This is a genomic window from Solibacillus sp. FSL W7-1472, assembly GCF_037969775.1.
Taxonomy (GTDB): Bacteria; Bacillota; Bacilli; order Bacillales_A; family Planococcaceae; genus Solibacillus; species Solibacillus silvestris.
The window spans coordinates 1769889-1783724 of sequence record NZ_CP150208.1 but is presented as its reverse complement, the minus strand read 5'-3'; the positions used below and the strand labels follow the sequence as shown (position 1 = coordinate 1783724).

At 34.7% G+C, this 13836-nt stretch carries 19 protein-coding genes; 7 read left to right on the top strand and 12 right to left on the bottom strand.

What is annotated here, in order from left to right; translation table 11 throughout:
• Positions 1–98 precede the first annotated feature (98 nt).
• The 4 genes from MKY07_RS08760 to MKY07_RS08745 form a co-directional block, all read right to left on the bottom strand.
• Positions 99–263 carry a hypothetical protein gene (locus MKY07_RS08760; protein ID WP_339264457.1) on the bottom strand — a complete coding sequence of 55 codons (165 nt, stop codon included), beginning with the start codon at positions 261–263 and terminating at the stop codon, positions 99–101.
• Positions 264–395: 132 nt separating this feature from the next.
• Positions 396–755: a YesK family protein gene (locus tag MKY07_RS08755; protein ID WP_339264456.1), complete on the bottom strand. Its 360-nt coding sequence runs from the start codon at positions 753–755 to the stop codon at positions 396–398.
• A gap of 14 nt (positions 756–769) precedes the next feature.
• Complete coding sequence (locus MKY07_RS08750) at positions 770–1258, bottom strand: hypothetical protein (RefSeq protein ID WP_065216031.1); 489 nt, start codon at positions 1256–1258, stop codon at positions 770–772.
• A gap of 4 nt (positions 1259–1262) precedes the next feature.
• Positions 1263–1754: an RNA polymerase sigma factor gene (locus MKY07_RS08745; RefSeq protein WP_339264455.1), complete on the bottom strand. Its 492-nt coding sequence runs from the start codon at positions 1752–1754 to the stop codon at positions 1263–1265.
• A 976-nt stretch (positions 1755–2730) separates the two neighbouring features.
• On the opposite strand from MKY07_RS08745, the gene MKY07_RS08740 reads away from it, so the two are divergent.
• Genes MKY07_RS08740 through MKY07_RS08730 form a run of 3 tightly spaced genes read left to right on the top strand, consistent with a single transcriptional unit; the run spans position 2731 to position 4474 of the window.
• A complete protein-coding gene (locus MKY07_RS08740; protein ID WP_008407170.1) occupies positions 2731–2940 on the top strand; it encodes a hypothetical protein in 210 nt (69 codons plus the stop codon).
• Between the two features lie 12 nt (positions 2941–2952).
• On the top strand, positions 2953–3315 hold the full coding sequence (locus tag MKY07_RS08735; protein ID WP_008407171.1) for a spore coat protein: 363 nt from the start codon (positions 2953–2955) through the stop codon (positions 3313–3315).
• Positions 3316–3337: 22 nt separating this feature from the next.
• A complete protein-coding gene (locus MKY07_RS08730) occupies positions 3338–4474 on the top strand; it encodes a zinc-dependent alcohol dehydrogenase (protein ID WP_065216033.1) in 1137 nt (378 codons plus the stop codon).
• Positions 4475–4779: 305 nt separating this feature from the next.
• Here the strand turns inward: MKY07_RS08730 and MKY07_RS08725 are convergent, their stop codons facing one another.
• The 3 genes from MKY07_RS08725 to MKY07_RS08715 all read right to left on the bottom strand — a co-directional run bounded on the left by MKY07_RS08725 (position 4780) and on the right by MKY07_RS08715 (position 6949).
• Positions 4780–5265, bottom strand: a complete 486-nt coding sequence (locus MKY07_RS08725) for an NUDIX domain-containing protein (protein WP_014823959.1) — start codon at positions 5263–5265, stop codon at positions 4780–4782.
• Positions 5266–5319: 54 nt separating this feature from the next.
• Positions 5320–5775, bottom strand: coding sequence for a GNAT family N-acetyltransferase (locus tag MKY07_RS08720; RefSeq protein ID WP_014823960.1), 456 nt, complete (start codon positions 5773–5775; stop codon positions 5320–5322).
• Positions 5776–5965: 190 nt separating this feature from the next.
• Positions 5966–6949: an iron-siderophore ABC transporter substrate-binding protein gene (locus MKY07_RS08715; protein WP_014823961.1), complete on the bottom strand. Its 984-nt coding sequence runs from the start codon at positions 6947–6949 to the stop codon at positions 5966–5968.
• A gap of 150 nt (positions 6950–7099) precedes the next feature.
• Here MKY07_RS08715 and MKY07_RS08710 point away from each other — a divergent pair, with 150 nt between their 5' ends.
• From MKY07_RS08710 to MKY07_RS08700, 3 genes are read left to right on the top strand one after another with little or no spacing between them, the layout of a single operon-like run.
• A complete protein-coding gene (locus MKY07_RS08710) occupies positions 7100–8101 on the top strand; it encodes an iron ABC transporter permease (RefSeq protein ID WP_041865755.1) in 1002 nt (333 codons plus the stop codon).
• Between the two features lie 8 nt (positions 8102–8109).
• Positions 8110–9147 (top strand): iron ABC transporter permease, encoded by a 1038-nt coding sequence (locus MKY07_RS08705; protein WP_014823963.1) that lies wholly within the window; start codon positions 8110–8112, stop codon positions 9145–9147.
• Position 9148: 1 nt separating this feature from the next.
• Positions 9149–9937 (top strand): ABC transporter ATP-binding protein, encoded by a 789-nt coding sequence (locus tag MKY07_RS08700; RefSeq protein ID WP_269454579.1) that lies wholly within the window; start codon positions 9149–9151, stop codon positions 9935–9937.
• Positions 9938–10194: 257 nt separating this feature from the next.
• On the opposite strand, the gene MKY07_RS08695 is transcribed toward MKY07_RS08700, so the two are convergent.
• The 3 genes from MKY07_RS08695 to MKY07_RS08685 form a co-directional block, all read right to left on the bottom strand.
• A complete protein-coding gene (locus tag MKY07_RS08695) occupies positions 10195–10782 on the bottom strand; it encodes a hypothetical protein (RefSeq protein WP_014823965.1) in 588 nt (195 codons plus the stop codon).
• 110 nt (positions 10783–10892) lie between these two features.
• Positions 10893–11315, bottom strand: coding sequence for a hypothetical protein (locus MKY07_RS08690; RefSeq protein ID WP_014823966.1), 423 nt, complete (start codon positions 11313–11315; stop codon positions 10893–10895).
• The gene (locus MKY07_RS08685; protein WP_339264454.1) at positions 11312–11566 is read right to left on the bottom strand and encodes a hypothetical protein; all 255 of its coding nucleotides are present in this window, start codon (positions 11564–11566) and stop codon (positions 11312–11314) included. The genes MKY07_RS08690 and MKY07_RS08685 overlap by 4 nt, the downstream gene beginning before the upstream one ends.
• Before the next feature lie 297 nt (positions 11567–11863).
• Here MKY07_RS08685 and MKY07_RS08680 point away from each other — a divergent pair, with 297 nt between their 5' ends.
• Positions 11864–12349 carry an NUDIX hydrolase gene (locus MKY07_RS08680; RefSeq protein ID WP_339264453.1) on the top strand — a complete coding sequence of 162 codons (486 nt, stop codon included), beginning with the start codon at positions 11864–11866 and terminating at the stop codon, positions 12347–12349.
• Between the two features lie 315 nt (positions 12350–12664).
• On the opposite strand, the gene MKY07_RS08675 is transcribed toward MKY07_RS08680, so the two are convergent.
• Complete coding sequence (locus MKY07_RS08675) at positions 12665–13276, bottom strand: zf-HC2 domain-containing protein (protein WP_082990831.1); 612 nt, start codon at positions 13274–13276, stop codon at positions 12665–12667.
• The gene (locus MKY07_RS08670) at positions 13266–13775 is read right to left on the bottom strand and encodes a sigma-70 family RNA polymerase sigma factor (RefSeq protein WP_065216036.1); all 510 of its coding nucleotides are present in this window, start codon (positions 13773–13775) and stop codon (positions 13266–13268) included. Before MKY07_RS08670 ends, MKY07_RS08675 begins: the two co-directional genes overlap by 11 nt.
• Between the last annotated feature and the right edge of the window lie 61 nt (positions 13776–13836).

Here is a 13836-nt window from a genome sequence, read left to right as displayed (position 1 = left end):
ACAGCCCTCCAAAGGTTTGGTAAAAAACCACTAAAGCGGTGTTTATTTAAAAAAATTTACGTTGTGAATATATAGTTCTGATGCTATTCCAATTAGATTCAATCCCTTGCACTTCCTATCGGTTGAAAGATTTTACCCTCTGTTGTTTGTACTTTCAAAGATTCGTTTATTTCATTAAGACCTATTTTTATAAAAGGAACTTTATCCTTATCCCCTCCATCTACAAATTTCAAAATAATTTCCGTAGAGCCCCATTTACTCACGCTTTCCACTTCAATTTCTTTTCCAAGATATTTTTCACCTAGTAGTAAAGTAATTGCTTTACTTCCTTCAGAAATAGTGGAAACCTGATAACCTTCTGTTTCTACAGGAGTAGCACTTGCCTGTTCAATAATTCAATATCCATCTTGTGAAAATATTGATATCCCGATTGTAGTAAAAAATATAATAGGTAAAAGGAATAAACTGATTTTATCTCTCTTATTAAGATACTGTGATTCAATTCTACGTATTAGTAAGGGTAAAAATAATGTCCCCAATATACTAACAATAAAAAAACCTACTGCTAGAAATAAATAACCCATCCCTTCAAATCCTCCAACCATGAATATGCTGTACGCAACAATCATTCCTGAAAAGAGAAAAGTGATGACAGGTGCCAAATAGTATTTGCCGTTCCTTTTTGAAGCAATAAATACAAACGCAAAAAATATAATACCTAAAAACAATCCAACCAACATAATTAAATAGGCCATGTTAGCACCTCCATTTATAAAAACATCTGTAACACTTTTGATAAAAATAAAATAATTACTAAATCCGTCACCAGCGATATCCAAAGCCATTTTTTATTGAAGAAAGTAAATGTAAATACCAATAGAAATATGACAGCTGGTATATAAAATAGAAATATTCCTGATTTAATGTACTCTAGCAATGATGGTACAGACTCCGCACCATTATATTTAAAGCTGGAGTAAACAATATAAAACAAAATTAACGCTCTTACAGTAATCAGTAATAACTTTAATCCATTATTAAACTGCACTAATTTTTTTAAGGGCTTTAACTCCACATTCTCTGAGTAATCGTGCATTGGCATAGTTTTATTAAAGTTCTCTGTACTATCATATAATATTTTGCAATCTTCACAGTTTGTGATATGTTCTAAAATAACCTGTCTCGGTTCATCATCAAGGTCGTTAATTATGGGAATCAACTCCTGAGATAAAAGATGTATTTTTTTAAAAGAATCCATAGAATTACCTCACTTTAATCATTCTTTTCCTCATTCTGAACACTTTCGATTTAATTGTAGATACTGGTATATTTAAAAGATTGCTAATTTCATTATAGTCATAACCATAATATTCTTTTGCTATAATAATTGCTTTTTCAGAAGTTGACAGCTTGCCTAAAATTGTTTCCAATTCATTGTTTATTGTTGCACTTACTTCTGGTGTATAATTGTCAACCAACAACGTCTCTATAATATTCTCATCTTGAAGCAACTCAGGCTTCTTCTTTTTATAATAATCAAGTAGAGTATTTTTAACCCCTGTTATTAACCAACTCCTCATATACTTAACTTCTGTAACTATGGAGGGTGAAACTAAAATTTTTGTAAAAAAATCTTGAATAATATCATCAGCTATTACGTCACTTTTGGTAAGACCTATTAAAAAATTTCTTAAATATGCATAATGCTCATTGTATATTTCTTCAATAAGAACTAAAGGATTCATTTTAGACATTTTTTAATCTCCCTGAACCATTTTCCCTTCAAAAGTGAGACGACTAGGCAACTTCTAAAGTTGCTTTTATTTTCTTTAATTAACAAAAGTAAGGATAATTTAACTAAAATTACCCATTACCACTCGTTTTTACTTCCTGTAAAATTCCAATTTTTTTGTTACCAGGCAACCCTTGTATATACTAGTAATTTTCACAAGAGGATATTGAAAATAATATAAGCCGTTTGTAATACCAACAACTTATAAAATGCAAAAAGGCGCAAGGAGATTTGGATACCTTGCACCTATCTTTAAACTAATTGTTCAGTTAATTCACATTAACATCAAAAACATAAGTTCCTACGCCATTTTTCCATGTAACTTTCATTTGATTGTCTCTTGATTAGAACTATTACAACCCGTTAAAACATCATAAAATGTATATGGATTGCATTACTTTTTCCATCAATTGCAAACTACTCATAGTTTTAATTCTATGAGATCTACTTTCACATCGTCACACACCCGATTTTGCTTCATACATATACAGCTCATCCCCTTACAAAAACACCAATTAACTCTCACGGTTACTGACTAATTGCGGCTCGATTGTACGTTCTGTTCTGCCTCGGTGTGCAACGATCGTCTCCCCGTTCACCGCAAATGCCCGGATATTAACCTCTTCGAGTCTTTTTTAATGATTTCCACATTCATGGACAATGAGGTATCGATGTTATTCGGCGATTTATCAGTAGATTCAGTAGGGCTATTTCCCTGCTGATTTTTACTATTCTTCATTTCCCTTTTCCCTTTAAAAAATGAAAACATGGCACCGATACCTTTCTTTGCTTTTCTACAGTTATTTCAATCATACCGTCCTTTTATACACTTTAGTATCTTCATTTCTAATCCAAAACCTAAATGTATATATAGACTTCTACAGGGTAGACTTTCATCGTGGTAACTTTTTAAAGAAAAATCAGGAGGTGTGCTAAACGTGTTAGAAAAAAAATTAGCACTTCATGAAACAATGGAATTTCATGAAGTCATAAACTTTATGACAACGAGTTTACTCAAATCGAAGCTGAGTCAAGGGGTTGTCTTTGATGATGATTTAAGAGCCTTATTAGACAAAAATGTTAAATTATCTACCCCAGCACTCACTGCCATGGTCAAGCTTTACTCTAAATCAGAATTAGAATATTAGGAGGACAATGATATGCAAGACTATTTAGATCCTATAAATTCAGTTGGAATGCCTGAACTAACTGATTCGGGAGTTGCTCTTGAGTTTTTACTTACTACCAAAACGGGTATTCGAAATCTTTCAATCGCCTTAACCGAAACAGCTTCCCCTGCACTTCAAAAAATCATGAGAACTCAGCTAGATGTCATGATTGATTTATATTTTGAGATTTCTGATCTAATGCAAAAAAAAGAATGGCTGAAGCCCTTTAATCTTGAAGGTCAAAAAGAACTGGATATTAAATCTGCAGAAAATGCGATTAGTATTGCACAGTTGGAATTATTTCCTAAGAGCATGAACCGCAAAGGAATGTTCCCTACCCCACCAAAAAATTAACTAAAAAAGAGGGATATTTTAAATGAAAGCTGTTACTTATCAAGGTGTTAAAAATGTTGAGGTTAAAGAAGTACAAGACCCTAAAATAAAAAAAGCCGATGATATTATTGTCCGCCTAACAACAACGGCCATTTGCGGGTCAGACTTACATTTGATTCATGGAATGATTCCAAATCTTGGCCAAGATTATGTTATTGGCCATGAACCGATGGGAATTGTAGAAGAAGTCGGTAAGGATGTGACGAAGGTAAAAAAGGGTGATCGGGTTATTATTCCTTTTAATATTGCATGTGGTCAATGCTGGTACTGCAATCACGAGCTGGAAAGTCAATGTGATAATTCCAATGACAATGGTGAAATGGGTGCCTACTTTGGCTATTCAGACACTACAGGCGGTTTTCCGGGAGGACAGGCAGAGTATATGCGCGTTCCCTATGGAAATTTTCTCCCTTTCAAAATTCCGGAAAAATCAGAAGTTCCTGATGAAAGTCTCGTTCTCCTTGCCGATGCTGCCTCTACTGCTTTTTGGAGTGTAGAGAATGCCGGTGTAAAAAAAAGAGATACGGTTGTTATTCTTGGCTGCGGACCAGTTGGGCTATTGGCGCAAAAATTTACTTGGTTAAAAGGTGCGGAAAGAGTAATCGCAGTTGACTACATCGGATATCGTCTCAAACATGCAAAGAAGACAAATAAAGTGGAAATCGTTAATTTTGAAGACCATGAAAATTGTGGTGAATATTTGAAAGAGATTACAAAAGGCGGCGCAGACGTTGTCATTGATTGTGTCGGGATGAGCGGAAAAATGACGCCTCTAGAATTCCTTGCAAGTGGCGTAAAACTGCAAAGTGGCGCTATGGGAGCGATAGTCACAGCCAGTCAAGCTGTACGTAAAGGTGGAACAATTCAAATTACCGGTGTTTATGGTGGGCGATATAATGCCTTCCCACTCGGTGATATCTTCCAACGCAATGTAGCGATACGTACTGGACAAGCACCAGTTGTTCATCTTATGCCTCATGTCTATAATTTAATTGCTGATGGTAAAGTGAATGCAGGTGATATCATCACACATGTCCTCCCTCTCGAAAAAGCAAAACATGGCTATGAAATATTCGATACAAAACAAGAAGATTGCATTAAAGTGGTTTTAAAACCTTAAATTTAGTGTGTAGGTACTTTTGTCTCTGTTATTTCAAAAGTACCTTTTCATTATTGGAAGAGCTAGTCTAATGTAAAAACTGCCTTTAATTATTACATATTGTTACCCCAACCATTCTTCAAATCTGGTCCTAAAATGAAGATGAACGCTTATCCTTATTTATTTCAAAGATAACATCAGATTGTAGAAGTTATAAATTAAAGCATAACTATAATGGTATAAGACCGTTGTGTATTTCCTTGCGTAAAATCGTTTTTCTGTGTCCTTAGTTATGAACGGTATATGTATAAAATTTCATACGGCATTTATTGTATAGCACAGTCCATTATTTCCTGATAAAGCCCATTCCATTTTGAATAATAGTCGGAAATATCATTAGGGTTTATAAAAATACGTCGGGTCGATTCATATTTACCTTCAAATGGTAACAATTTTGTGATATTCATTTTGTAGAAAACTTGATAACCAATTTTAGGATATGGACTCCCTTCTGTCCACATTGGATTTTCACAATGGTCTACAATTATATGTCCCAATAACTTACATTCCCCTTCAATATATCCCTCTTCCAAAGCTTCCCGTTTAAAGCATTCCTCTGGAGTTTCCTCTGATTCGATGTGTCCTCCCGGAAAATCCCACCCTCGATCCTTTAAGTCGACTAGTAACAGTTGATCTTCTTTAAAACAAAAACCGTGTACACTTGTAATCAAATTAGATTGAGGAAGTAAAGTATTTTTTTCCCAAATTAGTTTAACTCTTGATTTTCCCCAATTAACATAAGTTGTAGTCATTTTTCTCCTCCATTAAAAAAGCTTCTTATTTTCTACTGAATTTGAATAAAGGTTTTAACGGTGTCCATCTTTCCTAGCTTGTATATAGCCATAATATACACAAGTACCATGGGTTGATACGTCTTTCACTTCCAATCCGCAGCTCTCGTAAAATTTAAAATTGTTTGCTGAAGTGTGCGCAAACCAATCCCCATGCGGAAGTTTTTGAATACATAACTCAACAAGTTTTTTCCCTAACCCTTTGCCTCTATATTCCGTTAAAACGACTAAATCCATTATATTTGCTGCCATGATTTGATCGGATATCACTCTCACCATTGCAATCATTCTCTCATTATCCCAAACTGTAAATGCCCAAGTGGAATTTTTAAAGATGAGTGAGTATTTTTCTTTTTGCCACGATGGAATATTTTTTGCCCATCCAGCATCTTTAAACAAGGACTCAACAAAATCGGCTGGAATCCCATCAGTACCTTCTCTAATTACGAAACCATTAAAATACTGATACATTTGCGCTACTCCTTTCAGTGATAGGTATTACATAATAATTAGATAAGAATGTGGTATTTCCCTCTAATAGATTGTAATTATTTTCGAAAAGCTTCCCTATGTATTTTTAATTTCACTTTAAATAAAAAAGACGTTATAAAATTGCAATGAAACCAATTCTAAACGTCTGCTCTTTTAAATTAAGTAGCAATTAAGGAGCTAATAATTCTTGAATTTCTTCAAGCATTTTTCGAGCTGCTAAAATACCACCTGCTGTATTCCAAACAGCATCATTCACGCTAATAGCTTTGCCATTTTTTACTGCATTAAGATTTTGCCATAATGGATCAGCTGTCCATTCAGCTTCTGTTGCAGATGCTGAATCGTCGCCTGTTGGTAGATAAGTAAAGTAGAATAGCAAATCCCCATCCATTTGTGGAATTAATTCTTTACCAACTTCTACTGCCATTTGATTATCTTTAGTAAATAAATCCGCTTGCTCTCCTACGCGGTTAAAGCCTAATTCTTTTAAAATAACACCTGAAAATGAGTCAGTGTAATAAATTCTAGAAGTGCCTGATAAAAAACGAACGACAGATACAGATTGATTAGTTACATCACCTAAAGATTCTTTTGTTTCTTGAATTCTAGCATCATAATTCGCCAACACTTCTTCGCCTTTATCTACAGCATTAACTGCTTCTGCATATAATGTGAAATTATCTTTCCATTGTCCTGTTAATGTTTCAGCAAAAACTGTCGGCGCAATTTTACTTAAGTTTTCATAATCAGCTTCTTGACGGATTTTATTACCGATAATTAAATCTGGCTTTAACTTAGCAATCGCTTCTAAATCGATAGCTGTTTCTTGCCCTACAACTTCTACTCCATCCATTTGTTCTGCAATATGTTCATACCAAGGTTCACCTGACCATGAAGATACCGCGCCAACCGGTTTAATTCCTAAAGCAAGTAATGCCTCTGTTCCTTCATTTGTTAGTACGACAATTTTTTCAGCTGTTGATGTAATATTTGTAGAACCCATCGCATGCTCTACTGTATATGATGTAGATTTTTCCTCTGTCGGCTCAGCACTTCTTGCCTCTTGGGTTTTTCCTGAATCGCTACACGCAGCCAGAACACAAACCGTTAACAATAATAAAACTCCTAAGATCTTACTCAATGACATTTTCATACTTTTCTTCCTCCGATATGTGTGTTAGTATTATTGTGCTAATACATAATTGATAATGATTATCATTTTCTAACAGTTTAAATCATATTTGACTAAGAAATTTCTGTCAACATTATTTTTTAAATATTCATTCTTATCAAAGGAATTCATATGATGAAAAGTAACTTTTCGAAAGTAATTCTATTATTATTTGGTTTTATTATGATGATAATAGGGATCGTGCTAAGTATTACATATGGCTATGCTAATACAAATCTCCAAACAACTTGGGAAGCATTTTTCCATTTTAATAAAAGTAATGAACATATCATTATTCTTAGGCATCGTTTACCTAGGGCGCTTATTGCCACTTTTGTTGGAGCTTCCCTTGCAATAGCAGGTGCTTTACTCCAAACAATGACAAGAAATCCTTTAGCTTCTCCAGGTATATTAGGAATCAATGCTGGTGCTGGCTTATTTGTAGTACTTGCTATAAGTATTTTCCAAATGACAAGTCTCTTTAGTTTTACATTAGTTGCATTTTTAGGTGCGGCTGTATCGGCCCTTAGTATTTTAGCAATTAGTTCTATTGGTCATGGAGAAATGATGCCTATGAACTTGACTTTAGCCGGGACTGCTCTAGGTGCGTTGTTTTATTCCATAACTCAAGGCTTGTTAGCGATCAATGAAGCACAGCTCGATCAGGTATTATTTTGGCTTGCAGGATCTGTACAAGGAAGGGATCTCCAAATGCTCTGGGTAGTACTGCCTTTTTTTGCTATAGGCTGGCTTATTACTGCGATTATGGCGAAACAATTGAATTTGTTGTCATTAGGTGAGGATGTTGCAAAAGGGCTAGGATTGAATGTTCTTAAAACCAAGTTATTAATTGTACTCATTGTTGTGCTACTAGCTGGAGGTTCAGTTGCAATCGCTGGACCAATAAGCTTTATCGGTTTGATCATTCCGCATATTGCCCGCAAAATAATTGGTACGGAACATCAATGGTATATTCCGTTAGCTGCACTTCTTGGAGCGATTTTATTACTATTTGCAGATTTAGGTGCACGCTATATCATCATGCCACAAGAAGTACCCGTGGGCGTCATGACTGCCATAATTGGTACGCCAATCTTTGTATATATAGCTAGAAAGGGATTTAATAAAGGATGAAAAAGTTAATGAACTTACAATCAAATTATTTTTCACAACTAGTAGATTTAAGCGCTGTAAAAAAGCTATTCATATTACTGCTTATAGTTGCTTTAACGTTTATTTTGAGTTTATCGATTGGTGATTCCTTTATTTCTCCGCTTAAAGTTATTTCGATACTCTTTGGTAATGGTTCCGCATTTGACACATTAATCGTTCAAGAATTTCGAATGCCACGAATTTTTATCTCATTATTTGCTGGTATGGGGTTAGCAATTTCGGGTGCAATTTTACAAGGAATTATTCGTAATCCTTTAGCTTCACCAGATGTGATCGGTATTTCAACTGGTGCAGGCACAGCAGTTGTTGCATTTTTGGCACTATTTAGCGATGCTAACAATTCACTAACTGTAAGTATTGAATGGATGCCGTTTGCAGCGTTTATTGGTGCTTTAGCTACGGCACTACTCGTCTACAGTTTAGCTTGGAAAAATGGCGTCTCAGCTACACGGCTCGTCATGATCGGCGTTGGAATTGCTTCATTGATGCAGGCCGTCACAACCTTATTGATGCTCATTGGCCCAATTTATCAGGCAAGTAAAGCAAATGTATGGATTACCGGAAGTGTGAATAGTGCAACATGGCAACAAGTGAAAATTATTATTCCTATAGTCACTTGCTTATTCATCATTACCTTGCTCGTTACTCGCCATTTAAATTTACAGCAATTTGGTGATGATGTGGCAACTAGCCTAGGACAACATGTGCAAAAAACGAGACTGGCATTGTTACTTTTATGTACCGCTCTTGTAGGGAGTGCCGTATCATTTGCAGGTACAATTGGGTTTGTAGGGTTAATGGCTCCCCATATTGCTCGAAAATTAGTTGGATCATCATTTGGTTCGCTAATTCCTGCTTCAGCTTGTATCGGTGGAATTTTAGTTGTACTTGCTGATACGATCGGACGGAGCTTATTCGGTTCTATTGTTGTTCCCGCAGGGGTATTTACTGCCGCAATAGGGGCACCTTACTTTATTTATTTGTTAATTAAAATGCAAAAAAGGTAGGCTGATAACAATGATTGAAACAAAGCAGCTACAGTTAAATTACGGTGAAAAAATTATTATCGAGCCTTTAGATTTAGTTGTGCCTAAAGGAGAAATCACCGTATTAATAGGCGCAAATGGTTGTGGGAAATCTACACTTCTAAGATCCATTGCTCGATTATTGAAACCCCAAAATGGATCTATCTTATTAAATAATGAGGATATTACAAAATTATCCGCAAAAGATACTGCTAAGAGATTAGCCATTTTACCACAACAACCAATGGCACCAGAAGGTTTAACCGTCCTACAATTAGTGAAACAAGGACGATTTCCGTATCAAAATTGGCGCAAACAATGGTCTAATGAGGATCAACTCATTGTTGAACAAGCGATTGTTGCCACAGGTTTGATAGAATTTAAGGATATGGAAGTTGAAAATCTTTCAGGTGGACAAAGACAACGGGCATGGATTGCGATGACTTTGGCGCAACAAACAGATATTATTTTACTTGATGAACCAACAACCTATTTAGATGTCACACATCAAATTGAAGTATTAGATTTATTGTACAAACTTAACCAAGAAAAAAATCGTACAATCGTAATGGTACTGCATGACATCAATTTGGCTTGCCGCTATGCTACCAATATTATCGCCCTCGTTAATAAAGGAATATATGCGCAAGGAAAGCCAAAGGATATTTTGTCAATAAAGCTCGTTCAAGATGTTTTTCAACTGAATTGTGAAATTATAGAAGATCCAATATACGGAACACCTATGTGTATTCCGTATGGAAATAAAAGATAACCAAGGCATTGTCTTGGTTATTTTTATTTACTCATAAACACATTTTCGTGAACGTTGTATTTAATAAATTGGGCCATTAAAATGCAAAAAGAGCCTTTCCTTATTCAAAGAAAACGCCCGATTAATGAATATCATTTTTTTCTAAAGTGGAGAGGCTAACACTAACTTGGACTATAAAATAAGGGGTTGTAAACTTAGACTTTCAATCAAAGGATCTTCCATTTACATACCTCATTTGTATTCCTTAATCAATCCCCCTATTTCCTCCCCCATTTATGCATAATAAGATTGGTGAGCGTAATTTCTATAATAGGATCTTCTGAAATATTTACATTCACCTCTGTATCATGTGGGATTAAATACAATCCAAAAGAATCGCCATCTTTATAATTTATTCCAGATGTACCAGACTCGTATATTTTAAAATTGCTGCCACGATAAGTTGCCCTTGCAGTTGCTAAAAAATCGAAAGAAAATCCACCCTGTACCCGTTTATGTTCGATACCTGATACTAACGTTGCACCATGTAAATTATATTTGCCACTTGTTCGAAAAAACACTTCGTAATTTGCTTCATTTAGAGTAATTACATCAGATACGTAAATCTGATGTTCACCATCATCAAAAAGAACTTTTCCTTCATTACTTTCAGGATCACTTAAATCAATCAAGACGGAATACGTACCATCGATGGGTTCAAGCTCAAGGTAATAATCCTTTACGTTATCCGCAATATCACCCATTCCATAAAACCACAAGTTTATAGAACCTGTAATCCAAAGAAGGCATACAACTATTGGAAGGCCTATTAACATCGCTTTTAATAGTAATCGTTTTCGGTTCATGTCATCACCCCTAATATTATTCAGTGAATAAGTCATCGCTAAAATTATTATATTAATGAAGAATAGCGCATGATTCAGGAGTCGTGATATCCGTATCACATAATTACTATTTAGGTCTGACTAGCTTTACGAACTTCAAGAAACTTGAACACCAAGTAACAAATGATTAATATTACGCCAACCATGAATGCGATAAGGAAGCCAAATATCCCTACAATACCGACCCATCCAATTGTAAATGTAAAGAAAAATAGTAAATAGCATAAACCAGCTATTATGATTGCAATAGGTACATTAAATGGGAATAGTCGTTTCCAACCAAAACATAATAAGGAAGTAGACAGTAAAACTACAATTAAAATGATGATGTGCATTATACCCCATCGGAACCCCGCACGTGACTGTAATTCCTCCCCAAACCTAATCTGAGTATTTAAATCATACAGCGTAAATGCTGCTGTTGAAATTCCCACCAATAACATAATAGTGAAAGTGACCCAGTTTATCGTTATAAGAATATTTTTGTTTTTCATTTTTCCTCCCAATTTTTTGTTTTTCGTAAAAAGAAAAAATGCGGCTCACCTGGTCTTGTTTTTCTAAATAGCCTGATAGTATCAAGATTTGACATAGCAAAAAAGCTATTTAATCTTTTAACAATACTATCACGGACTTCAACTTCCTTTTCAGCTTCAATCGCTTCAGGATATGCAAAAACAATTCCCATCGTACCCTCATCTGGTGGATTTAACATAACCCCTTTGCCTGTAACAATTGCATTTGTCATTGCTGAAAAATGCAATATTGAGTTTGTAAAATCAATTTTTCTCTTTCTGTTAAAACTTGATTAGAATTTCCATTAACTACTACTTTAAAATATGACATTTGAATCCCGCTTATATAACAAAACACCCCCATTACCTTACCATTTTTACAACTATTTACCAATAAATTCCTAATATAGGCTTATTATATAGATTGATAATTTATAATTTTTCAAGACCTAAATTTAACAGGTAAAGAAAAGTTAAAGTATATATTGTATAATATTACCAAATACATTTTAGTAAGGAGTCAATGTATCGTGGAGGAAACCAAAAATTATCACCGAGCCTTTGGTGTTTATGGGATTTATACAGAAAATGAAAAGCTATTAGTAATAAATAAAAATGGTGGGCCTTATAAAAACCGTTATGACCTCCCTGGTGGTAGCCTAGAATCTGGGGAAAGTTTATCAATTGCAATGAAAAGAGAATTTCTAGAAGAAACAGGCGTTGAAATTGAAATTCTGAAAAATATTGGTGTTATTGATTTTCAACTTCCTAACAATTGGAATGGGTTCACAGACTTACATCATATAGCTGTTTATTATTTAGTTAATAAAATAGGTGGAGAATTGAGTGAACCCCTACAATTTGATGGACAAGATTCACTTGGAGCTGTTTGGATTTCAGAGCAAGATGTATCAGTAAATAACGCTTCACCTTTAGTCCTTAAAGCACTTGAATGGCTAAAAACAAACACACTAGGTATTGATACAGAATGTTATAAAGAATGGGAAGTTTATTAATTAATTCGCGCCATTTTGTTGAACAACTTGAACAAAAACTCAGTCTGTTTTTCTTTATTTAAATAAGGGCCACCTATACAGGCTCCGGTTATTTAGGATGTTCAGAAATCGGAACTCGTATGGGAACTACTAAGTTTAACCGTACAAACGTATCTTTTTTACTGACATATGGTACCAGGAATAAAACGTATATTTCATGGTACAGATACTTATTCAACAATCTGGCCCTTTAAAGGAAAAAGAGCCTTTCCTTTATTCAAGGAAAGCGCCCTAATGCTGAAGATATCTGTTCAAAATTCTTATCCAAAAATCCAATCATACCGCAACAATGGTAAATCTACCTTGTGGTGCTTTGATTTCAATATAATATTTTTCATTTCTTTTCAAACCCTCTAATTTCACACTTTTCCCTGCAGGTACTAGAATTTCATCAATGACTATATTGTCATTATCATCTTTTACTCTTAATAAAACGTTCTTCCCATTATTCGCATGATTAACGATTTCTTTCCTCCAAAAAATACTATCAAATATCATATAGTTTTGATCGCTAAACTTTATACTCTCCCATTCTTCCATATCATCTGTTACAGTTGCCAATCCCCACTTGTCTGGGAAGAAAATGTCATTGACTGCCCCAACATCTTGTACTACCCATGCTCCTATTATTGTCACCATAAAAGTAATTGCAATTGCTATTAGCACTTGAATGCGTCGCTTTTTATTAATCCGTTTAAAAGGCTCCTTTGCTGCACTTACTTCTTCAGTCATCATTTGAATGCTAGTGGTTGGTTTCTTCATCCTCTGTATATATCGCTGACACTCTTCACAGTGTTCAATATGTTCTTCAACAGCTTCAGCAGTCTCTTTACTACTAATTTCATCAATATAAGAAGGCAACAAATCTTTAATAATATTACAATTCATGCGGATCAATCCTTTCTGATAGTTTTAATTTCGCACGATAATAGGTGACTCTCGCCCAGTTTTCACTCTTATCAAATATTTCACCAATTTCTTTAAAACTAAGTTGAAGAGATACTCTAAGTAAAAAAATTTCACGATAAGGTTCTTGTAAGCGATGAATTTCTTTATGTATCGAAATTAGCGTACTGCGTTTTATGACTGTAACATCTGGTAAGTCCTTGTTCGAAACGATATCTAAACCCATTTGCATCATATTTTCTACACTGGCATTGTGATTGTTCTTCTCCTTTTTTAAGTAGTTATAATACGTGTGTTTTGCAATTTGGCATAACCAGACAGATATTTTGCATTCACCGTTATATCGATGGATTGACTTAACAGCTTGATAAAAAGTTTCTTGTGTTAATTCTTCCGCTAAATCCACATTCGAAGTTAAACAGATAAGAAATCGTTTTACCTCATCTGCAGAAGATTGATATATGCTACTTAAATCCTCCACCTGCCCCCCTCCTTCTATCAAATATTTACTGGGATACTTATATATAGATTTAAAATGATTT